The organism is Amycolatopsis sp. NPDC104863 (genome assembly GCF_055582965.1).
Window position 1 is genome coordinate 553752 of record NZ_JBVJOW010000006.1, and the last position, 24508, is coordinate 578259.

5 protein-coding genes are annotated in these 24508 nt (G+C 74.3%); 2 read left to right on the top strand and 3 right to left on the bottom strand.

All coding sequences use genetic code 11. The annotated features are described in order from the left end of the window. The 3 genes from ACZ63J_RS33130 to ACZ63J_RS33140 form a co-directional block, all read right to left on the bottom strand. A partial coding sequence (locus tag ACZ63J_RS33130) for a type I polyketide synthase (RefSeq protein ID WP_465439721.1) occupies positions 1 to 6796 on the bottom strand: 6796 nt, incomplete at its 3' end. Further along, positions 6793 to 21270, bottom strand: coding sequence for an SDR family NAD(P)-dependent oxidoreductase (locus ACZ63J_RS33135; protein WP_465401319.1), 14478 nt, complete (start codon positions 21268 to 21270; stop codon positions 6793 to 6795). The genes ACZ63J_RS33130 and ACZ63J_RS33135, both read right to left, overlap by 4 nt. Positions 21271 to 21383: 113 nt before the next feature. Next, positions 21384 to 22427 carry a glycosyltransferase gene (locus ACZ63J_RS33140; RefSeq protein WP_465401320.1) on the bottom strand — a complete coding sequence of 348 codons (1044 nt, stop codon included), beginning with the start codon at positions 22425 to 22427 and terminating at the stop codon, positions 21384 to 21386. Positions 22428 to 23088: 661 nt separating this feature from the next. On the opposite strand from ACZ63J_RS33140, the gene ACZ63J_RS33145 reads away from it, so the two are divergent. Both ACZ63J_RS33145 and ACZ63J_RS33150 read left to right on the top strand, forming a co-directional pair. Then, the gene (locus tag ACZ63J_RS33145; RefSeq protein ID WP_465401321.1) at positions 23089 to 24141 is read left to right on the top strand and encodes a sulfite exporter TauE/SafE family protein; all 1053 of its coding nucleotides are present in this window, start codon (positions 23089 to 23091) and stop codon (positions 24139 to 24141) included. A 40-nt stretch (positions 24142 to 24181) separates the two neighbouring features. Beyond that, the gene (locus ACZ63J_RS33150) at positions 24182 to 24352 is read left to right on the top strand and encodes a hypothetical protein (protein WP_465401322.1); all 171 of its coding nucleotides are present in this window, start codon (positions 24182 to 24184) and stop codon (positions 24350 to 24352) included. Positions 24353 to 24508: the final 156 nt, after the last annotated feature.

Consider the following 24508-nt stretch of genomic DNA (forward strand, 5'->3'; position numbering starts at 1 on the left):
GGTCGTCTCGGCTGGGAAAGAGCAGGCGCGGGGGGGGGGGGGGGGAGGGGGGGGGAGGGGGGGGCGGGGGGCGTGGGGCAGGCGGGGGGTCAGGGGGGGACGGGGGCTCGGCGCCGGCCCAGTAGTGCCGGTGCCGGAACGCGGTCTTCGGCACCGGCACCAGCGGCCCGGGCGGGATGACGGCGCTCCAGTCGACGTCGGCGCCGCGGGTGAGCAGCTCGCCCAGCGCGGTCAGCGCGGTGCGCACTTCCGGCCGGTTCCGCCGCGTCAACGCCACGCCGGGGACGCCGAGGGGGCCCAGCAGCCCGGTCAGCACCCCGCCGGGGCCGAGTTCGAGGACCGTGCCGACGTCCAGCGCGGCGACGGCGTCGGCGAACCGGACCGGCCGGCGCACCTGGTCCACCCAGTACCGCGCGGTCTCCGGCAGCGGCTCCCCGGTCATCCCGGAAACCACCGGGAACCGGGCGGGGTGGTAGGTCAGCCCGGCGGTGACCGCGGCGAACTCGGCCAGCATCGGCTCCATCAGCGCGGAGTGGAACGCGTGGCTGACGTCGAGGTACTTGGCTTCCACGCCGAGCAGGCGCACGGCGTCCGCCACGGCGTCCCGTGGTCCGGAGAGCACAAGGGACTCCGGGCCGTTCACCGCGGCCACCGACACGTCGGCGAACCCGCGGACCGCTTCCTCCGCCACCGGAACGGAAGCCATGACGCCCTCACCGGCGGGCAAAGCCTGCATCAGCCGGGCCCGCGCGGCGACCAGCACCGCCGCGTCGGGCAGCGTGAGGACGCCCGCGGCGCACGCGGCGGCGACCTCGCCGATCGAGTGCCCGACCACCGCCCGCGGCCGCAGGCCCCAGGACGTGACCAGTTCGAACATCGCGAACTCGACGGCGAACAAGGCGGGTTGCGCGCGGACCGTCGTGTCGAGGTCCTCGCCGCCGAGCACGATCTCGCGCACCGAAAAGACCAGGTGGCGGTCCAGTTCGGCGCACGCCGCGTCGAACGCGTCCCGGAACACCGGGAACGTCTCGTGGAGTTCGCGGCCCATCCCCGGCCGCTGCGAGCCCTGCCCGGCGAAGGCGAACGCGACGGACCCGTCGGCGGCTTTCCGGGCACGGGCACCGGCCAGCGCGGCCACGGCTTCGCCGGGACTTTCAGCGACGACGGCCAAGCGGTGTTCCCACACCGACCGCGTGGCAGCCAGGGACCGCGCGGTGGCGACCAGGGGCGCCCCGGCGAGGTGCCCGGAAAGGCGGGAAACCTGGTCCGCCAACGCTTCCTCGCTGCGCGCGGAGAGCACGAGCGGGACCAGCGCATCGGGCTCGGGCCGCGGTTCGGCGGTGGCGGCGGCTTCGAGGATCACGTGTGCGTTGGTGCCGGAGACGCCGAACGAGGACACCCCCGCCCGCCGCGCGGGGCCCGTCCACGGCACCGGTTCGGTCAGCAGCTCGACCGCACCGGCGGCCCAGTCCACCTTGCCGCTCGGGTGTTCGGCGTGCAGGGTGCGGGGCAGCACGCCGTGCCGCATCGCGAGGATCACCTTGATCACCCCGGCGACCCCGGCCGCGGCCTGGGTGTGCCCGAGGTTGGACTTCACCGAGCCCAGCAGCAGCGGCCGCGCGCGGTCCTGGCCGTAGGCCGCCAGCAGTGCCGTCGCCTCGATCGGGTCGCCGAGCACGGTCCCGGTGCCGTGCGCTTCCACGGCGTCCACTTCGGACGGTTGTAGTCCGGCGTTCGTCAGTGCCTGCCGGATCACGCGCTGCTGCGCCACGCCGTTGGGCGCGGTGAGGCCGTTGGAGGCACCGTCCTGGTTGACCGCCGAGCCGCGCACGATCGCCAGCACGTCGCGGCCCGCGCGCACGGCCTCGGACCGGCGCTGCACGACGAGCACGCCGACACCCTCGGCCCAGCCGGTCCCGTCGGCCTCGTCGGCGAACGACCGGCACCGGCCGTCCGGGGAAAGCCCGCGCTGCCGGGAAAACTCCACGAACACGTCCGGGGTGGTCAGCACGGCCGCCCCCGCGACCAGCGCCGTCGCACACTCCCCCGCCCGCAAGGCCTGCACCGCCAGGTGCAGCGCCACCAGCGAGGACGAGCAGGCCGTGTCAACGGTGACGGCCGGGCCCTGGGCACCGAGCACATAGGACAGCCGCCCGGACAGCACGCTGGAGGCGGTGCCTGTCAGCAGGTAACCCTCGGCCTCGGCCGCACCTGCCCCGTACCGCTGAGCCGAAGCGCCGACGAACACGCCCAAGTCGCTGTCGCGCGTCGACACCGGGTCGATCCCGGCGTCTTCCAGGGCTTCCCACGAGGTTTCCAGCAGAAGCCGCTGTTGGGGGTCCATGGTCAGCGCCTCGCGTGGGCTGATGCCGAAGAACTCCGCGTCGAACGCCCCAGCGTCGGCCAGGAACCCACCGTGCCGGGTGGCGGAGGTGCCCGCCGCACCGGGGGCGAACAGGGATTCCAGGTCCCAGCCGCGGTCGTCCGGGAACTCCGTGATCGCTTCACGGCCATCGGCCAGCAGCTCCCAGTACCGCTCGGCGCTGTCGATGCCGCCCGGCAGGCGCACGCCGAGCCCGACGACGACGATCGGGTCGTCGTCGGACGCCGCCGCCCGCGTCTCCTCCGGCGGGGTTTCCGCCGAGGTCAGCCGGGTGCGCAGCGCTTCGGCGAGCGCGGCGGCGTCGGGGTGGTCGAAGGCGATGGTGACCGGCAGCGTGACGCCGGTCGTGGCGGCGATCCGGTTGCGCAGTTCGACCGAGGTCAGCGAGTCGAACCCGGCGTCGCGGAACGCGCGGCGCGGGGCGATGTCTTCGAGCGAGTCCAAGCCGAGCACGGCCGCGGCTTCCCGGCGCACCAGCTCGACCAGCAGTTCGCGCTGCAGCACGGGGTCCAGCCCGGACAGCGTGCGCTCGAGCCCGGTGGCGGGAGCCGCGTCCACCGACGCGGCGGCCAGCCGGTTCAGCAGCGGGCTCGGCCGGGCGGCGGCGAACATCTCCGTGAAGCGCGGCCAGTCCATGTTCGTCACGACGGCGGTGGCGCGTCCGCTGCGCAGCACGGCGTCCAGTTCGGCGAGCGCCCTCTCCGGTGCCATCGGCAGGATCGCCCGCCGCTGCAGCTGCCCGGCGGCGTCACCCGTGCTCGCCATACCGCCGTCGGCCCAGGCGCCCCAGGCGATCGACGTAGCGGTGAGCCCGCGTGAGCGCCGGTCCTCGGCGAGCGCGTCGAGCTGGGCGTTGGCGGCCGAGTAGGCGGCCTGCCGGGCCGATCCCCAGGTCCCGGCGATGGAGGAGAAGAGCACGAACGCGTCCAGTGGCCGGTCGCCCAGCACCTCGTCCAGCACGGCCGCGCCGACGGCCTTGCCCGCCAGCACCTCGGCGAACGACTCCCGGTCGTGGTCGAGGAACGGGACCAGGTCCCCGGCCACACCCGCGGCGTGCACCACGGCGTCCGGCGGGTACTGCTCGACCACCGCGGCGACCGCGGCCCGGTCGGCGACGTCGCAGGCCACCGGGAGCAGCCGCGGATCGTCGCTGGTCCCACCACTGCGGCTCAGCAGCACCGCGCGGTCGGCACCGCGGTCCAGCGCCCAGCGCGCCACCCGCAGGCCGAGCGCGCCGGTGCCGCCGGTGACGAGCACCGTGCCGCGCGGAGTCCAGCCCGGGCCGTCGTCGACGGCGGTCGACGGAACCAGCCGCCGGCCGAACGCCCCGGTGGCACGGACCGCCACCTGGTCCTCGTCGCCGCCGAGCACACCGAGCACCGCGTCCACCGGCGTTTCGGACGGCAGGTCGACCAGGCCACCCCAGCGGTCCGGGTGCTCCAGCGCGACCACGCGGCCGAGCCCCCAGACGGCGGCCGCGCCGGGCTCGGTGACCGCGTCGGACGGGCCGGTGGCCACGGCACCCCGGGTCACCACCCAGATCGGGCCGGTGCCCGAGCGCAGCGCGTCCTGCACCGCGGTCAGCACGAAGAAGGGGTCGTTCGAGACGACCAGCACGCCGTCGGCCGGCCCCTCGGTGACGGCGTCGAGCCCGGCGGCGGCCAGGGCGTCGGCGGTCCCGGGCTCGCCCACGACGAGCCAGCGGCCACCCGCCCGCGGGCCGGGAACCAGGCCCTCCCAGGTGATCTCGTACCGCCAGGGGCTCGTCTCCCGCCCCGCGGCGCGGCCGGGCGGCAACCAGTACCGCCGGTGCTCGAACGCCGTGGTCGGCACCGGCAAGCTGGCCGCCTCCGGGATCAGGACGGTCCAGTCGACCCGGCCACCGTGCTCGAAGACCTCCGTGAGCGACCGCCGGAACCGCCGCTGGCCCCCATCGTCCCGGCGGAGCGAGCCGAGCACGGCCGCGTCGGGGTGCCCGGCGTCGTCGAGGGTTTCGCTGATCGCCGAGGCCAGCACGGGGTGCGTGCCGCATTCGAGGAACAGGTCGAACCCGTCGTCGGCTAGCGTCCGGACCGCGTCGGCGAAGCGGACGCGCGAACGCAGGTTCCGCGCCCAGTAGCCGGGCTCGAGGTCACGCACCCACTGGTTGTCCACTGTGGAGAGCCACGGGATCTTCGGGCGGCGGGCGGTGACTTCGGCCAGCGCGGCGGAGATCTCGCCGGCCACGGCGTCGACCTGGCTGGTGTGCGAGGCGTAGTCCACCGCCACCCGGCGGGTCCGGACGCCCGCGGCCGCGTACCGCGCTTCCAAGTCGTCGAGCGCGGCCGGGGCCCCGGCGAGGACGACCGACCGCGGTCCGTTGACCGCCGCGATCTCCACGCCCTCGGGCAGCTCGCCGGGGGCCGCCGAGACCGACAGCATCCCGCCGCGCCCGGCCAGCCGGGTGGCGATCACCTTGCTGCGCAGCGCGACCACCTTCGCCGCGTCTTCCAGTGACAGCACACCCGCGACGCAGGCCGCGGCGATCTCGCCCTGCGAATGGCCGGTCACCGCGTCGGCGTGGAGCCCGTACGACTCCCACAGCGCCGCCAGCGACACCATCACCGCCCACGACACCGGCTGCACCACGTCGACCCGGTCCAGATCACCACCGAACACAACGTCCCGCAACGACCAGTCCACCAGGGGCGCAAGCGCTTGCGCACACTCGTCCATCCGCGCCGCGAACACCGGCTCGGACTCCCACAGCTCGCGGCCCATGCCCACCCACTGGGCACCCTGGCCGGGGAAGACCAGCACGGTCTTCCCGTCCCCGGCACGGGCCCCTTCGACCGTCCGCAGCTCGGCGACAGCGTCCGAAGTGGACTGCGCGAAGACGACGGCCCGGTGCTCCCACAGCGTTCGCGTGGACAGCAGCGAGCGCGCCACGCCGGTCAGGCCGGGCTGTTCGTCGTCGAGGAAGTCGGCCAGGCGCGCGGCCTGCGCGGCCAGGCCTCCGGCGGTGCGCGCCGACACCACGAGCGGCACGGGCTCGACCGGGGCGACCGGCTCCGGACGCTCCGCGGCCGGGGCCTGTTCGAGGATCACGTGCGCGTTGGTGCCGGACACCCCGAACGAGGACACCCCGGCCCGCCGGACCGGCGTCTCCCACGGCGTCGCCGAGGTCAGCAGCTCGATCGCGCCGCTCGTCCAGTCGACCCGGTCGCTGGGCCGGTCGACGTGCAGGGTGCGCGGCAGCACGCCGTGCCGCATGGCCAGGACCATCTTGATCACGCCCACGACCCCGGCCGCGGCCTGGGTGTGGCCGAGGTTGGACTTCACCGAACCGAGCCGCAACGGCCGTTCGCGCTCTTGGCCGTAGGCGGCGAGCAGCGCCGTGGCCTCGATCGGGTCGCCCAGGACGGTGCCGGTGCCGTGGGCCTCGACCGCGTCCACTTCGGACGGTTCGAGCCCGGCGTTGCGCAGGGCGCGGCGGATGACGCGCTCCTGAGCGGGCCCGTTCGGCGCGGTCAGCCCGTTCGACGCGCCGTCCTGGTTCACCGCGCTCCCGCGCAGCACGGCGAGGACCTCCCGGCCCTCGCGCCGGGCGTCGGAGAGCCGCTGCAAAACCAGCACTCCCACGCCCTCCGACCAGCCGGTGCCGTCGGCGGCCTGCGCGAACGACTTGCACCGGCCGTCCGCGGAAAGCCCTTGCTGGCGGGAGAACTCCACGAACACGTCCGGAGTGGCGAGCACGGTCGCACCGCCCGCCAGCACGAGCGAGCACTCCCCCGACCGCAGGGCCTGCGCGCCGAGGTGGAGCGCCACCAGCGACGAGGAACAGGCCGTGTCGAGGGTGACCGCCGGGCCGTGCAGGCCCAGCAGGTAGGACACGCGGCCGCTGGCGACGCTGCCCGCGCTGCCCGTGCCGAGGAAGCCTTCGAGCTCGGCGGGCTGCGGACCCCCGGCGTAGTCGTGGTACATCAGCCCGGTGAAGACCCCGACTTCCTGCCCTCGCAACGATGTCGGGTCCACACCCGCCCGTTCCAGGGCCTCCCACGACGTCTCCAGCAACAACCGCTGCTGCGGATCCATCGCCAGCGCCTCACGCGGGCTGATCCCGAAGAAGCCCGCGTCGAAGTCGCCCGCGTCGTGGAGGAAGCTGCCGCGCCGGGTCAGGGAGGTGCCGGTCCCGTCGCCGAACAGGCGGTCCAGGTCCCAGCCGCGGTCGACCGGGAAGTCCGACACCGTCTCCCGTCCTTCGGCCAGCAGGTCCCAGAACGCCTCCGGTGTCGACACCCCGCCGGGCAGGCGCAGGCCCATGCCGACGACCGCGATCGGCTCGTCGGCCGCGTTCTTCAGGCGTTCGTTCTCCTGCAACGAGGCGCGCAGGGCCGCCACGAGCCGTTCGTTCTGCGCCGAGGCATCCATCACAGGTCTCCCAACGCACGGCGGATCAGGGCTTCCGCGTCCATGTCGGCGAGTGCCGCCGCTTCGTCCACGATCGGTTCTTCGGTCACCGGCGCGCCGAACAGCTCGGCGTGCAGCCGGTCGCCGAGCGCGGCCGCGTTCGGGTGGTCGAACACCGCGGTCACCGGCAGCCTGGCCCCGGTCGCGGCGCCGAGCCGGTTGCGCAGCTCGACCGAGGTCAGCGAGTCGAACCCCAGCTCCCGGAACGCGGTGCCCGCCTCGATCGGACGCGCCCGGCCGAGCACCACCGCGGCTTCGCGCCGGACCAGGTCGGTCACCGCCGCCCGCTGCCGCGGTTCGTCCAGTTCGGACAGCCGGTCGAGCAGATCCGTTTCCGGCGAAACGGTTTCGTGCCGGCCGGGCACGAGACCACGCCACAGCGGAGAGAGCGGACCGGATCGCAACGCCACGCGGTCCGGGAGCACCGGGACCACGACCGGGACGTCCAGTCGCAGTGCGGCGTCGAACATCCGCATGCCGAGTGCGTTCCCGATCGGCGCGACCCCGCCCCGCACCATGCGTTCCCGCTGGGTGCCGGTGAGGTGCCCGGTCATCGCGCTGGCCTGCTCCCACAGGCCCCAGGCCAGGGACATCCCGGCCTCGCCCGCGGCCCGCCGCCGGGTGATCGCCGCGTCGAGGAACGCGTTCGCGGCGGCGTAGTTCGCCTGCCCGGCGTTGCCGAGCACCCCGGCGGCCGAAGAGAAGACGATCAACGCCGTACCCGCGTCCCGGGTCAGCTCGTCGAGGTGCGCGAAGGCGTCGACCTTCGGCTCGAACACCCGATCCACCGCGGCCGGGTCCAGCGCGGCGACGAGCCCGTCGGCGAGCACCCCGGCGGCGTGGACGACGACGTCCGGCGTGGTTTCGGCCAGCAGCGCGCGGACCTGGTCACGGTCGGAGACGTCGTAAGTGCGGGTTTCGAAGCGGTTGCTCGTGCCGCTGCGGGAGGCCAGCACGATGTCGCGCACGCCGTGTTCGGCGGCGAGGTGCTCGGCGACGAGCGTGCCGAGGGTCCCGGTGCCGCCGGTGATCAGCACCTTCGTGCCCGCGCCGAGCGGGCTGCTCTCACCTGCCCCGGCCGGGATCAGCCGGGGCACGAAGAACTGTCCATCCCGGACGCTGATCTGGTTCTCCCCCTGGGGGTGCGCAGCCGTGGCTACGGCGGCGGGGTCCGCCCCCCGTCCGTCCAGCAGGACCAGCCGTCCGGGGTGCTCGACCTGGGCGGCACGGACGAGCCCCCACACCGCCGCTTCGGCCGGGTCGGTCAGCGCCTGACGGGTGACGACCACCAGCCGCGTGTCTTCGCCGTCGGCGAGAAGCTCCTGCACGGCTTGGAGTGCGCCGGTTACCGCGCGCCGCGCCCGGACGGCGTCGGCACCCGGTCCGGGATCGACGCGGAAGACCCGCCAGTCGCCGGCTTCGCCCGGCGACAGCGCAACGGGCACCCAGTCGAGCCGGAACAGCTCCACCGGCCGCAGATTCCCGGCGTCGACCGGGCGGCTGGTCAGCTCGGCCAGGGTGAACACCGGACGTCCGTCGAGGTCGACGGCCGTGACCTCGCCCCGGCGGAGCCGCACGCGCAGCTCCCGACCGGCGCCGTGCAGGCTGAGCCCCTGCCAGGCGAAGGGCAGCTCGATCCGGCCGTCCTCCCGGTCGGCGCCCAGCGCGGCCGGGTGCAGGGTGGCGTCGAGCAGCGCGGGGTGGATCGCGAAGCCGGTCGCGTCGATGTCGATGGGCAACGCGACCTCGGCGAACAGCTCGTCCCCGCGACGCCAGAGCGAACGCACCCCCTGGAACCCCGGTCCGTACTCGTAGCCGAAGCCGGCGAGCGTCGCGTAGAGGTCGTGCACCGGTTCGGCCTCCGGCGGTGGCCACGCGAACGTCTCGCCGGTGACGCCGGACGCGGCGAGCGTGCCGGCGGCGTGCCGGGTCCAGCGGCCGTCCACGTGCTTGGCGTGCACGCTCACCGGACGTCGGCCGTCCTCCTCGGCACCGACCACGACCTGCACCGGCACCGCGGCCGCGTCCAGCACGAGCGGCGACTCGACCACCAGTTCCCCGAGCACCGGGCACCCGGTGACCCGGCCGCCCTGCAGAGCCAGCTCCGCCCACGCCGCGCCGGGCACCACGACCGCCCCGGCCACCGCGTGGTCGGCCAGCCACGGCTGCGCTTCGAGGGACAGCCGCCCGGTGAGCACTCCGCCGCCGGTTTCGGGGTGCTCGGCGAACGCGCCCAGCACGGGATGCGGCACCGGTTCGAGCCCGGCGCCCGTCACATCTGTCGCGGCCTTGGCCGCGGTGCGCCAGTAGCGTTCCCGCTCGAACGCCGTGGTCGGGACGTCGACCAGCGGCGCTTCGGGCACCACGCGGCGCCAGTCGACGGGCCCGCCGTGCACGAAGACCTCGGCCAGGGACCGGACGAACCGGCCGGGGCCGCCGTCCTCCCGGCGCAGCGATCCGACGGCGACCGCGTCCGGCACGGTCTCCAGCACGGCGGCGGTCAGCACCGGGTGCGAACTCGCTTCGACGAACAGGTCGAACCCCTGGGCGCCCAGTTCGGCGACGGCCGCCGAGAACCGGACCGGTTCCCGCAGGTTCCGCACCCAGTAGGCGGTATCGACCTCTCCGGCCCACTGGACGTCCACAGTGGACATCCACGGGATCTCGGGGACCGCGGCCTTCACCTCGCCGAGCCGGGCCAGGATCTCGTCCGCCACCGTGTCCACCTGCGCGGTGTGCGAGGCGTAGTCGACGTCGATCCGCCGCACCCGGACACCGTCTTCGCGATACCGCCGCTCGATCTCGTCGAGCACCGCGGAGGCGCCCGCCAGCACCACCGACCGCGGCCCGTTCACGGCCGCGATCTCCACACCTTCGGGCACTTCGTCCGGCGCGACCGCCACCGACAGCATGCCCCCGCGCCCGGCCAGGCCGGCGGCGATCACCTGGCTGCGCACGGCCACCACTCGTGCCGCGTCCGCCAGCGACAACGCACCGGCCACGCACGCCGCCGCGATCTCCCCCTGCGAATGCCCGACGACCGCGTCCGGCGTGATCCCGCACGAACGCCACAACGCGGCCAGCGACACCATCACCGCCCACGACACCGGCTGCACCACGTCGACGCGGTCCAGATCACCACCGAACACGGCGTCCCGCAGCGACCAGTCCACAACGGACGAAAGGGCCTGCTCACACTCGGCCATCCGCGCGGCGAACACCGGCTCGGACTCCCACAGCTCCCGGCCCATGCCTGCCCACTGCGCGCCCTGGCCCGGGAAGACCAGCACCGGACGCCGCCGCCCGGCCGCGACGCCGGTGAACACGTCGGCGGTCGGGTGCCCCGCCACGAAGTCGTGCAGTGCTTCTTCGGACAGCGCGACGGCCCGGTACGGCCACGACGGCCGCCCGGCCGCCAAGCTGAACGCGGCCGCCGCGGGGTCGTCCAGCCGGGCGATCCCCGCCGCCTGGTCGCGCAGTGCGACCGCACTGCGCGCCGAAACGACCAGCGCCGGGGCTTCGGCGGCCTTCGGCCGCTCGCGCGCCGGCGGGTCCTCGATGATGACGTGCGCGTTGGTACCGGACACGCCGAACGACGACACCCCGGCCCGCCGGTGTTCGCCGGTCCAGGGCACCGCCGAGGTGAGCAGTTCCACCGAGCCGTCCGCCCAGTCGACCTTCCCGCTGGGCCGGTCGACGTGCAGGGTGCGCGGCAGCAGACCGTGCCGCAGGGACAGGATCATCTTGATCACCCCGGCCACACCGGCGGCCGCCTGGGTGTGCCCGACGTTCGACTTCACCGAACCCAGCCACAGCGGCCGGTCCCGCTCGCGGCCGTAGGTGTTCAGCAGTGCCTGGGCCTCGATCGGGTCGCCCAGCGCGGTGCCGGTGCCGTGCGCCTCGACGACGTCCACTTCGGACGGTTCCAGCCCGGCGTTGGCCAGCGCCTGCCGGATCACCTTCTCCTGGGCCGGGCCGTTCGGCGCGGTCAGCCCGTTCGACGCGCCGTCCTGGTTCACCGCGCTGCCCCGCACCACCGCCAGGATCTCCCGGCCTTCGCGTCGGGCGTCGGACAGCCGTTGCAGGACCAGCACTCCCGCACCCTCGGCCCACGCGGTGCCGTCGGCCGAGTCGGCGAACGCCTTGCACCGGCCGTCCGGGGACAGCCCGCGCTGGCGGGAGAACTCCACGAAGACGTCCGGCGCCGCCATCACCGTGACGCCACCGGCCACGGCCATCGAGCATTCGCCCGACCGCAGCGACTGCGCGGCCAGGTGCAACGCCACCAGCGACGACGAGCATGCCGTGTCGACGGTGACCGCCGGACCCTGGGTGCCCAGGACGTACGACAATCGTCCGGAAAGGACACTCGACGCGGTCCCGAGCAGCTGGTAGCCGTCGGACTCCGCCGTGGTCCCGTAGGCCTGCGTGGCGGCGCCGAGGAACACGCCGACGTCCTTGGCGCGCAGGCTCGTCGGGTCCACTCCGGACCGTTCCAGCGCCTCCCACGAGGTTTCCAGCACCAGCCGCTGCTGCGGGTCCATCGACACCGCCTCGCGCGGCGAGATGCCGAACAGCTCGGCGTCGAACCACGCCGCGTCGTGCAGGAACCCGCCGTGGCGCGGGGTGCAGCCGTCCGCGCCGAACAGCCGGTCCAGGTCCCAGCCGCGATCGGCCGGGAACTCCGACACCGCGTCGACGCCGTCGGCCAGTAACGTCCAGTAGTCCTCCGGCGTCGCGACCCCGCCCGGCAGCCGGACCGCCAGGCCGACGATCACCACCGGATCGTCGTCCACTGTGGACGTCCGCACCGCGGCGACCTCGGCCGCGCCGGTGAGCCGCGTGTGCAGGAATTCGGCCAGCAGCACCGGGTTCGGGTAGTCGAACACCAGGGTCGCGGGCAGCGTCAGCCCGGTCCGGGCGGCGAGGCGGTTGCGCAGTTCGATCGCGGTCAGCGAGTCGAACCCGGTGTCGCGGAACGCCCGGGTCTCGTCGACGGCCGGGGTCGCGAGGACCGCGGCCGCCGCTTCGCACACCGCGCGCCGCAGGGAAGGCAGGTCACGCGGGATGTCGAGGCGCTCCTCCTCCGGTGCGCCCAGCGCGGGCAGGCCGGTCCCCGACGGCTTCACGGCGACCAGGGCGGCGTGCTCCGACGTCACCGCGAGATCGAGCAGCCGCAGCCCTTCCGCGGCCGACAGCTTGCCCACGCCCGCGCGTTCCAGCCGCCCGGTGTCGGCGGCGTCGAGGCGTCCGGTCATGGCGCTCTCGGGCGCCCACTGTCCCCAGGCCAGCGACACGGCGTGGCGGCCCGTCGCCCGGCGGCGCGCGGCGAGCGCGTCGAGGTAGGCGTTCGCGGCGGCGTAGTTGGCCTGCCCGGCCGAACCGAGCACCCCGGCCGCGGAGGAGAACAGCACGAACGCGTCGAGGTCGCCGGCCAGCTCGTCGAGGTGCGCGGCCGCGTCGGCCTTGGGCCGGAGCACGGTGTCGAAGGCGTCGTCGTCCAGGGCGGTGATCGTGCCGTCGTCGGTGACGCCGGCGGCGTGCACGACGGCGGTGACGGGCACCTTCGCGAGCAGCGCCCGCACCTGCTCGCGGTCGGCGACGTCGCAGGACGCCATCGTCACCGTAGCCCCGGCCGCCTCCAGCTCGGTGCGCAGCGCGGCGTCCTCACCACGCCGGGACGCCAGGACGACGTGCCCGACGCCGTGGGTGGTGACCAGGTGCCGGGCGACCAGCGAGCCGAGGGTGCCGGTGCCCCCGGTGACCAGCACGGTGCTGTCGCGCCGCCACGGCGTGCCGCCGGTCGTGGCGACCTCCCGCAGGTGGGGCACCAGCACCTCGCCGCCGTGGATCCGGAGCTGCTCGGCGCCCCCGCCCAGCGCCCGCCGGAGGGCGTCGGTCTCGGTGCCGGGGTCCAGATCGGCGAGCACGAACCGGCCCGGGTGCTCGGTCTGCGCGCTGCGGACCAGGCCTCCCACCGCCGCGGCGACCGGGTCGACGTCGGCGTGCTCGGTCACGACGACCAGCCGCCCGGCGTGCGCGTCGGCGAGGAACCGGCGAACGGTGCCCAGCACCTCCGTCAGCACCGCGCGAAGGTCACCGGCCGGCGCGCGCCAGATCTCCCATTCCGAAACAGCGGGTCGGCCGTCGACGGCGGCCCCCGGGCGGCCGGGTTCCCACCGCACGGCGTGCAGCGGCGGTTCCGGCCGGGCACGGCCGTCGGTCAGCCAGTAATGCTGCCGGTCGAACACCGTCTTCGGCACCGGGACGAGCATGCGCGGCAGGACCGCGGTCCAGTCGACGTGGTGCCCGCGCGCGAACGCGGTCGCGGCGGCGGTCAGCGCACTCGCCACCTCGGGCCGCCCGCGGCGGGTCAGCGGCACGGCGACGACGTCGGCCAGCACGCCGGACAGGGCGCCGCCGGGCCCGAGTTCCAGCACGGTCGTGACCGGGCTCGCGGGGTCACCGGTCATGGTCGTCATCGCGTCGGCGAACCGCACGGTGTGCCGCACCTGCTCGACCCAGTAGTCCGGGGTGCACGCCTGCTCGTCGGTCAGCCGCTCACCGGTCACCGTGGACACCACGGCGACGCCGGGAGCGCGGTAGGTGAGCGACGCGGCGACCTCGCGGAATTCGGCGAGCATCGGTTCCATCAGCTCGGAGTGGAAGGCGTGGCTGACACGCAGCCGCCGGCCTTCGACGCCGAGCTGTTCGACGGCCCGGGTCACGGCCTCCTCGAGACCGGACAGCACCGCGGACGCGGCGTCGTTGACCGCGGCGACGGACACCCCGGCCAGGTCGGAAACGGCGCTTTCGGGCACCGGCACGGACACCATCGCGCCCCCGGCGGGCAACGCCTCCATCAGCGCGCCGCGCGCGGCGACCAGCCGGGCCGCGTCGGGCAGCGACCACACCCCGGCCACGAACGCCGCGGTGAGCTCCCCCAGCGAGTGCCCGGCCAGCGCGCGCGGCCGGATGCTCCAGGAGGCCACCAGCGCGGCCATCGCCACCTCGACGGCGAAGAGCCCGGCCTGCGCCCCCAGCGTCCCGTCGAGCCGGTCGCCGTCGAAGACGGCTTCGCGCACGGAAAAGTCCACGTGCCGGTCCAGCTCGGCGCAGACCTCGTCGAACGCCTCGGCGTACACCGGGAACCGGTCGTACAGCTCCCGGCCCATCCCGGCCCGCTGGGTGCCCTGGCCGGGGAAGACGAACCCGACGCCGCCGTCACCGGCCCGGCCGGTGATCACGTTCGCGCGCGCGAAGTCGCGCAGGCCCGCGATCGCCTCGGGCACGTCGGCGGCGAGCACCACCGCGCGGTGCTCCCAGCGGCTCCGCGTGGTGACGAGCGCGCCCGCGGTCGCGGTCAGGTCACCCCGATCGGCCAGGTGGCCGGCGACCGCCGCGGCCTGCGCCCGCACCGCGCGCTCGGACCGGCCGGTGACGACGACCGGCACCAGGTCCAGCTCCGGCACGGTGGGGGCGGTCCACCGCGGCGGCTGTTCGAGCAGGACGTGGGCGTTCGTCCCGGAGACGCCGAACGACGACACGCCCGCCCGGCGGGTCTCCGCCGCCCAGGGCACCGCCGAGGTCAGCAGCTCGACCGAACCGCCCGTCCAGTCGACCACCTCGCTCGGCCGCTCGGCGTGCAGCGTGCGCGGCAACACGCCGTGCCGCATCGCCAGGACCATCTTGATCACGCCGACGACCCCGGCCGCGGCCTGGGTGTGCCCGACGTTCGACTTGGCCGAGCCGAGGAACAGCGGCCGGTCCCGCTCGCGGCCGTAGGTCGCCAGCAGCGCCTGGGCCTCGATCGGGTCCCCGAGCACGGTTCCGGTGCCGTGCGCCTCGACGACGTCCACTTCGGACGGTTCCAGCCCCGCGTCGGCGAGCGCTCGGCGGATCACCTTCTCCTGGGCCGGACCGTTCGGCGCGGTCAGCCCGTTCGACGCGCCGTCCTGGTTCACCGCGCTCCCCCGCACCACCGCCAGGACCTCCCGGCCATCGCGCTGCGCGTCGGAAAGCCGTTGCAGCACCAGCACTCCGGCGCCTTCGGACCAGCCCGTGCCATCGGCGTCCGCGCTGAACGACTTGCACCGGCCGTCGGGCGCGAGGCCGCGTTGCCGGGAGAACTCGACGAAGACCTCGGGCCCGGCCATGACCGTTACCCCACCGACGACGGCCAGAGACGTCTCCCCGGAACGCAATGACTGAGCCGCCAGGTGCAAAGCCACCAGCGACGACGAGCACGCCGTGTCAACAGTCAGCGCGGGGCCCTGCGTGCCCAGCACGTAGGCGAGGCGGCCCGAGATCACCGCGGGCAGCCCGCCGGTGAGCAGGTAGCCTTCGGCGTCGCCCGGCGTCATCGCGCTGGGCCCGTAGGGCTGCGGTGTCGCGCCGACGAACACCCCGGTGTCGCTGTCGCGCAGCGAAGCCGGGTCGAACCCCGCGTCCTCCAGCGCTTCCCACGCCGTTTCCAGCACCAGCCGCTGCTGCGGGTCCATCGCGAGCGCCTCGCGCGGGCTGATGCCGAAGAACCCCGCGTCGAACGCCCCGGCGTCGCTCAGGAACCCGCCGCGCCGGGTGTAGGTGGTGCCGGTCGTGTCGGGATCCGCGTCGTAGAGCGCGGCCAGGTCCCAGCCGCGGTCGGCCGGGAAGTCCGACACCGCGTCGCCGCCGTCGGCCAGCAGCCGCCAGAAGTCCTCCGGCGAGGTGATCCCGCCGGGCAGGCGGACGCCCATGCCGACCACGGCGATCGGGTCGTCGTCGCGCTCGGCCCGCACGGTCGCGGTGGCCCGCTCTCCGCCGGACAGCCGCTCGCCCAGGTGCTCGGCCAGCCGCCGGGGGGTCGGGAAGTCGAAGGCGACGGCCGGCGGCAGGGCCAGGCCGGTCGCGGCACCCAGCCGGGCGCGCAGGTCGACCGAGGTGAGCGAGTCGAACCCGAGGTCGCGGAACGCCCGGTCGGCGCCGATGCCGTCCGGCTCGCCCAGCACCGCGGCGGCGTGCGCGCGGACCAGCTCCAGCAGCTGGTCCCGGTCGTCGAACCCGGCGAACTCGGCGAGCCGGGCCAGCGGCGCCGAGCCGAGCGGCACGCCGTCCGGGCCGAGCCAGTAGCGGCGGCGCTCGAACACCGAGGTGGGCAGCGGCACCGGCGGCGCGGCCGGGACGACGGTCGTCCAGTCCACCCGGCCGCCGCGGACGAAGTGCTCGGCGAGCGAGGTAAGGAAGCGGCGGCTCCCGCCGTCGTCGCGGCGCAGGGTGCCGCACACCGCCGCCGTGACAACGTTGTCGGCCACGGCGTCGGTGAGCACCGGGTGCGAACTGATTTCCACGAACAGGCCGAACCCTTGGTCGGCCAGCGCGGTGACGGCGTCGGCGAACCGCACCCGGCTCCGCAGATTGCGGAACCAGTAGTCCGCCGCCACCGGCTCTTCGACCCACGCCGCGTCCACAGTGGACATCCACGGCACAGCGGGCGTCCTGGCCGTCACTCCGGTGGCGGCGAGCACGTCCGCCCGGACACTGTCCACTTCGGAACTGTGCGAGGCGTAGTCCACGGAGACGCGCCGGACCCGCACGCCGCGTTCGCGGTAGTCCCGCTCCCAGTCGTCCAGCTGCGCGGGCGTTCCGGCGAGCACGAGTGCGCGCGGTCCGTTGACCGCGGCGATCTCCGCGCCCTCGGGCACGGCGTCCGGCGCGACCGCGACCGACAGCAGCCCGCCCCGACCGGCCAACCCGGCGGCGATCACCTGGCTGCGCCGGGCCACCACCCGGGCCGCGTCCGCCAGCGACAGCGCACCGGCCACGCAGGCCGCGGCGATCTCCCCTTGCGAATGCCCGACCACGGCGTCCGGCCGCACGCCGTGGGCGTCCCACAACGCCGCCAGCGACACCATCACCGCCCACGACAACGGCTGCACCACGTCGACCCGGTCCAGATCACCCCCGAAGACGACGTCCCGCAGAGACCAGTCCACCACGGACGACAGCGCCCGCTCGCACTCCGCCATCCGGGCCGCGAACACCGGCTCCGCGTCCCACAGCTCTCGGCCCATGCCCGCCCACTGGGCGCCCTGGCCGGGGAAGACGAACACGGTCTTCGCCCCGGTCAGCGCTTCTCCGCTGAGCGCGGCCGGATCGCGCAACGCCGTGGCCGCCTCGGCGGTGTCCGCGGCGAGCACCACGGTGCGGTGCCGGTGCAGCGTCCGGGTGGTCAGCAACGACCAGGCCACCGGCGCGAGGTCACCGTCCAGTTCCGGCGCGAGCCGTAGCGCCTGCGCCCGGACGGCGGTGCGGGTGCGCCCGGACACGACCAGCGGCAGCACACCGTGCTCGACCGGTGCGGGCGGGGGCTCCGGCGCGGCCGACTCGATGATCACGTGGGCGTTGGTGCCCGAGATGCCGAACGACGAGATCCCGGCCCGCAGCGGCCGGTCGTCCGGCTCCCAGGGCTCGGCGGCGGTGAGCAGCCGGACCCGCCCGGCCGTCCAGTCGACGCGGTCCGAGGCGGTTTCCGCGTGCAGGGTGGCCGGCAGGGTCCGGTGGCGCATGGCCAGGATCATCTTGATCAGCCCGGCGACACCCGCCGCCGCCTGCGCGTGCCCGAGGTTCGACTTGACGGAGCCGAGCCGCAGCGGCGTCTCGCGCTGCTGCCCGTAGGTGGCCAGCAGGGCCTCGGCCTCGATCGGGTCACCCAGCACGGTTCCCGTGCCGTGCGCCTCCACCGCGTCCACTTCGGACGGTTCCAGGCCGGCGTCGCGCAACGCGCGGCGAATGACCCGTTCCTGCGCGAGGCCGTTCGGCGCGGACAGCCCGTTGGACGCCCCGTCCTGGTTGACCGCGCTGCCGCGCAGCACCGCCAGCACCGGACGGCCGGCTTCCCGCGCGGCCGAAAGCCGTTGCAAAACCAGCACCGCTCCCCCTTCGGCCCAGCCGGTGCCGTCGGCGTCCGCGGCAAAGGAGCGGCAGCGGCCGTCTCCGGAGAGACCGCCTTGGCGCGCGAACTCGACGAACACGCCGGGCCCGGCCATCACCGTCGCGCCCCCGGCGAGCGCCAGCGTGCACTCCCTCGACCGCAGCGACTGCGCGGCCAGGTGCAGCGCGACCAGCGACGAGGAGCACGCGGTGTCGACCGTGACCGCGGGTCCCTCGGTGCCCAGCACGTAGGCGACCCGCCCGGAGGCCACGCTCGGCGCGACCCCGGTCAGCACGTGGCCCCCGGTCTCCTCGCCGCTTTCGTGCATGCGGCTGCCGTACTCCGGCGGCATCAGGCCGAAGAAGACACCCGTTTCGGTGCCGCGCAGGGAGGCCGGATCGACGCCGGCCCGTTCGAGCGCCTCCCACGACGTCTCCAGCAGCAGCCGCTGCTGCGGGTCCATGGCCAGCGCCTCGCGCGGGCTGATGCCGAAGAACCCCGCGTCGAACGCCCCCGCGTCGGCCAGGAACCCGCCGCGGAACCCGGTGTCCGGCCAGCCCCGGTCCACTGGCGCGCCGGTCACGAGGTCGGCGCCGTCGGCCAGCGCGGCCCAGAACGACTCCGGCGAGTCGATCCCGCCGGGGAACCGGCACCCCAGGCCGACGACGACCACCGGGTCGTCGCCGGCGGGAGCCGGTCCGGCCGTGATTTCCGCCGGTGCGTCCGCGCCGAGGAACTCGATCAGCCGCGCGGGCGTGGGGTGGTTGTACAGGGTGGTGCTGGTCAGCCGCCGGTCCAGGGTGGTGTCGAGCCGCGCGGCCAGCTCCACCAGCATCGAGGAGTCGAACCCGAGGTCCCGGAACGGCGCGTCGAGCTCGAGCCGCGCGGGATCGCGCACCCCCAGCACCGCGGCGATCTCGCGGCGGGCCGTCTCCGCCGGATCGGTGGTCGCCGGGGTTTCCGCGACGGTTTTGTCGTCGAGCCAGTGCCGTTCCCGTTGGAAAGCGTAGTGCGGCAGGGACAACCGCCGTCCACTGTGGACCGGCCACGGCACCGGAACGCCGTTCGCGTACAGCTCGCCCAGCGAGAGCAGCAGCCGGTCCGGACCGCCTTCGCCGCGACGCAACGTCGGCACGGTCACGGCGGTGCCGCCCTGTTCCAGCGCGCAGTCCCGGATCCCGGCCAGCAGCATCGGGTGCGGGCTGACTTCGACGAACACGTCGCGGTCGGCACCGAGCAGCGTCCCGACCGCGGCGCGCAGGTCCACCGGCTGCCGCAGGTTCTGGTACCAGTATTCGGCGTCGAGCAGGCCGATCGGCTCGTCACCGGTCACCGTCGAGTAGAACGGGACCGCCGGGGACATCGGGCGCAGTTCGGCCAGCGCGGTCTTCAGCTCGTGCTCGATCGGCTCGACCGCGGCGGAGTGCGAGGCGTAGTCCGCCATGATGCGGCGGGCCCGCGCTTCCGGTTCGCTGACCGCGACCAGCTCGTCCAGCGCGTCGAGGTCACCGGCGACCACCACCGACGCCGGGCCGGAGATCACCGCGACCGACAGCCGCCCGCCCCAGCGCTCGAGGCGCGCGCGGACGTCGTCGACCGGGAGCCCGAGCCAGGCCATGCCGCCGCGGCCGGTCAGCGCCCGCGCGGTGATCCGGGAACGCGCCTCGATCAGCCGCGCGCCGTCTTCGAGCGTCAGCGCCCCGGCGACGCAGGCCGCCGCGACCTCACCCTGGGACTGCCCGACCACCGCGGCGGGCTCGATCCCCCGCGAGCGCCAGAGCGCGGCCAGCGCCACCATCACCGCCCACATCACGGGCTGGTTGACCTCGGTCAGCTCCATCGACGGCGCGCCTTCGACGTCGCGAAGCACGTCAAGCAGCGACCACCCGACCAACGGGCGCAGAGCGTCGTCGCAGCGGCGCAGCTCGTCGGCGAACACGGGCGAGGTGTCGAGCAGCTCCGTCGCCATGCCCGGCCACTGGGGGCCCTGACCGGGGAAGACGAAGACGATCCCGCCCGTGCGCTCGCGCGCGGTGCCGCGGAAGATCGTCGGCGCGGAAAGTCCCGCGGCCAACTCTTCGAGCGCGGTGACCAGCTCGTCCCGATCTTCGCCGACGACAACGGCCCGCCGCGGCAGCGCGGCCCGGGACACCAAGGAGCCCGCGATTTCGTGACGGCCGGTCCCGGAGTGCTCTCGCAGGTGCCCGGCCAGGCGGATGGCCTGGTCGAGCAGCGCGCGTTCGGTGTGGGCGGACAGCACCCACGCCGCCGGTCCGTCCGGTTCGGGCTCCCGAGCGGGAGCGTCCGGCGCGGGTGCGACGACGACGTGCGCGTTGGTGCCCCCGATCCCGAACGAGGAGACGCCGGCGTACCCGGGCGACAGCCACGGCGTGGTCTCCGTGACCACCCGGAGCCGCCAGTCGCCGAACCGGATCGCCGGGTTCGGGCGCTCGAAGTTCAGGCTCGCGGGCAGGCTGCGGTGGTGCAGGGCGAGCAGCGTCTTGAGCAGTCCCGCGATCCCGGCCGCGCCCTCCAGGTGCCCGATGTTCGTCTTCACCGAGCCGACGAGTAGTGCCGTGCCGCGGTGCGGGGCGTGCGCGGCCCCGAGTGCGGCGGCCTCCACCGGGTCGCCCGCGGCGGTGCCCGTGCCGTGCAGCTCGACGTACTCGATCTCGGCGGGCGTCACCTCCGCCCGCCGGTAGGCGTCCCGCAGCACGCGCTCCTGGGCGGCCGGGCTCGGCGCGGTCAGGCCGGGCGCCGGGCCGTCGTTGTTGACCGCCGTGCCGCGCAGGACGCCGTAGATCCGGTCCCCGTCGGCTTCGGCCTCGGCGAGTGGCTTGAGCAGCACGAGGCCGCCGCCCTCGCCGCGGGCGAAGCCGTTGGCGCGGGCGTCGAAGGTGTGGCAGCGGCCGTCCGGCGACAGCGCGCCGAGGCGGGTAAGCGCCTCGGTGGACTCGTCAGCCAGATTCAGGTGCACCCCACCGGCGACCGCCAGGGCGGACTCGCCGCTGCGCAGGCTTTCGGCGGCCAGGTGCACGGCGACCAGCGCGGACGACTGGCCGGTGTCCACGGCCAGGCTCGGCCCGGCGAGCCCGAAGAAGTGCGACAGCCGGTTGGCCAGCAGGGCGCGGCTCGTGCCGGTCAGCCGGTGGTGCCCGATCTCGGCGCCGAGCCGGGCGGCGAGCAGCGCGTAGTCGTCGGCGGTGGCGCCGACGAACACGCCCGTGCCGCTCCCCCGCACCGCGTCCGGCGCGATCCCGGCGTCTTCGAACACCTCCCAGCCCAGCTCCAGCAGCAGGCGCTGCTGCGGGTCGAGTTCGCGGGCCTCCCGCGGGGAGACGCCGAACAGAGCTGCGTCGAAGCCGGCGACGTCGTCGAGGTAGCCGGCGCGCGACGCTGTGGCCGGACGCCCGGGAGGCGCCTCGCCGAGCACGTCGATCCCGCCGGCCAGCACCCGCCAGAACGCCGCCGGGTCCGCGGCGCCGGGGAACCGGCAGGACAGGCCGACCACCGCGATGGGGAACACGGCAACTCCTCACGATCGGGACCGGTTCGAGGCCTGCCGCGGCCGTCGTGAGTGGTAAGTAGGGTTCTAACCCTCCTGAACACTCACGACCAGCTGCGGCAGACCGGCCTGGGCTAGTCCTGGGCGTCGAGCCCGGCGGCCTCCAGCGGGGCCGCGTACGGCGCGATCACCCGCATCAGCTCCGCCTCCCAAGCAGTCGGGTGGATCGCCGTGGTGGCCCGGGCCGGCGTCCGCCGGGCCCGCTCGATCCCGGTGAGCAGGGCTTCGGTGGTCGCCTTGCCGTTGTAGCGGTCCACCAGCCATTGGCGGCCTTCGGCGCGGATCCGGTCCGTGTCCGGCCGGTGCACCAGCTCGAGAGCGGTGTCGGCCAGCTCCACGGTGCGCAGGCTCGGCACCGGCCACGCGGACGGCGCTTCGAACAGCTCGTCACCGCCGCCCAGGCCGTACCCGGTGACGAGACAGCCGCTGGCCAGCGCCTCGGCGACCGGCAGGCCGAACCCCTCGCCCTCGGGGGCGCCGAGAGCGACGAACACCGACGTGTCGGCGAGCACCCGGGCGACCTCCTCGTGCGAAAGGCCCCGGATGTCCCGCAGCTCGACCCCGGCGCTGCGCGGGTCGTTGCGCAGGATCTGCTTGAGCAGGGCGCTTTCCGACGGCCGCTTGCGCGACATCCACGCGATGCTGGGCTTCTTCTCCACCGGCCGGAACAGCTGCGCGTCGATCGGGTTGGGCACCAGCACGGGCGGCGGCAGGTCGGGCACCGCGCGGCTGATCACCTCGACGCCGTCGCGGGAGATCGTCCACAGCGTGGGCGGCACGCTCCAGCCCGGGTACGGGTTCAGCTCGGGGCAGGTGAGGAACATCATGAAGTGGCCCTGGACGAAGATGACCGTGCGGCCGCCGGGGGCCGGGTCGTGGCCGGGCAGGATGGTCAGCTCCGGCACCACGAGCAGGTCGTCGGCCGCCAGCTCCAGCTCCTTGCCGGACAGCGTCGGCACGGTGTCGTCGAACCAGTTGTACCGGAAGCCGGGGGTCGGCGACCAGCGGTAGGCGTCCACGCCGGCCGCCGCCAGCAGCGCCACGTGCTCGGTCAGCAAGCGGTTTCCGCCGACGGGGTACTGGACCTCGAACCCGGCGTAGACGACTCGACCAGCCAACTCCTGCTCCGTTTCCGGGCCCCGGAGCGCATCCGGCAACGGCCCAGCTCGTGACGAGGGCACGCCGAAAACGCCGGCGACACTGCCGGCTGCGAAACGGCGGCCGACCGGGCTCCCGCACACCGCGGCGGGCGGCTCCCGATCATCCGGACACTAACCCGCGACGCCGAGCGAAAGCAATGGTCTAGTCCAGACAGGCATCCGCCCCGGCTTCGGATCCCGTCGCCACCTGCCCGGCACCGCAGCGCGCGAAAGCTCTACCACACAACGAATCACGACCAGCCGAACACCGGGACGAATCATGATCACCCGATCAGCGGCTTGGCGAGACCGAGTCGGGAATGATGATGTTGCACAGAGTTGCCCGAGGAGCCGGAGGTTGGACCAACAGCTCCGCATTATCGCCCGGATCGCCGCAAGTCTCACCTCGAGCGTCACCGAGGGTGCAGCGGCCTGGTCAATCGCCAGGAAATCGGACAACCCGCAGCCGGGTACCCGCCGACGCAACGATGCGACACCGGTTACAGTCGGCAATGCGTCCACATTGGACAATCAGGCGACACCGCCGCAAATCCGCGGCGCACCGTCCGATCTTCTCCCTTACTGCGATCTTCGGGTGACGCCGTTGATTTCCCTTGCGCGGAAAAGAGACGGTGACGCCATGACGCTGCTCGAACTCGACGAACCCGCCGCCCGGCTCCGCTCCGCACGCTCGGTGCTGCGCGTCCAGCTCACCCTCGCCGCGGCGGTCTGGGCCGGCTGGCTCGCGCTCGGCGGGACCCAGGCGTTCGACGCGCTGCGACGGCAGTGGGCCGTCGCCGTCACGATGGTGTTCGGCTCGCTCGTCGGCGGCGGCACCAGCGAAGGCGGCGGCGCCGTCGCGTTCCCGGTGTTCACCAAGATCCTGCACATCCCCGCCACCGACGCCCGGATCTTCACCTACGCCGTCCAGAGCGTCGGCATGACCGCCGCCAGCCTCGTGATCCTGTGGATGCGCGTCCCCGTCGAACGCCGCGTCCTGCGCCTCGGCGTCCCCGCCGGCGTCGCCGGCGTCGTGCTCGCGAGCACCGTGCTCGCACCGCTGCTGTCCCTGCCCCAGATCCGCACCTACTTCACCGTCCTGCTCACCAGCCTCGCGCTGGCCCTGCTCGTGATGCAACGGCGCGGGGGCCACGCCCGCAACCCGTTCATCCCCGTCACCGGCCGGCTCGAAACGAGCGTGGTCGTGGCGGCCGGGTTCACCGGCGGGATCGTGAGCGGCCTCGTCGGGGTCGGTGAGAACACCGTCATGTTCATCGTGCTGGTGCTGCTGTTCCGGGTGTCGGAAAAGGTCGCCACCCCGACGACGGTGATCCTGATGACCGCGGTCTCGCTGGCCGCGTTCGGCTCCCACGTGTTCCTCGTCGGTGACTTCACCGGCCCGGTCGTCGACTACTGGCTCGCCGCGACGCCGATCGTGGTCATCGGGGCGCCGGTCGGCGCGGTGATCTGCGCCCGGCTGACCCGCACGACCATCCGGCGGATCCTGCTCGCCCTCATCGCCGTCGAGTTCGTCAGCACACTCGTGCTGGTCCCGATGACCACGGCGACCAGGCTCACGGCCGCGGCGGTGCTGGTGCTCGTCACGATCGCCTGCTGCCTGCTCACGAACGTGCGACGCTATTCGCCGCCACGGCAGAGCCGGCCGGCCGGTTCCCCGGGTTCACCGGGCTGAGCGATCGGCCGGGGCAGCGCGTCCGGCTAGCATCATCGACATGGCTGCCTTCGACATCGGCGACACCGTCCGGATCACCGGTAAGACGATGACCGGGAACGTCGACACGGTCGTCCACTTCGACACCAAGCACGAGAAGTACCTGGTACGCGTCGGCGGGACCGCGCAAGACTTCTTCTCCGCCGAGGAACTGGAAGAGTTTTCCGGCTGACCGGCCGCGCCGGTGGCCGGGTCGAACGGGCAGGGCGCCGATCCGAGGCGGGCCGGTGCCTTGAGCTCCCGCATCGGCGGGGCGGCGAGCACCTCCGGCCTTCTTCGGTGATCCGCACCGGCCGGCAGCTCGATTTCCGGCAAACTCGCGGCGCAA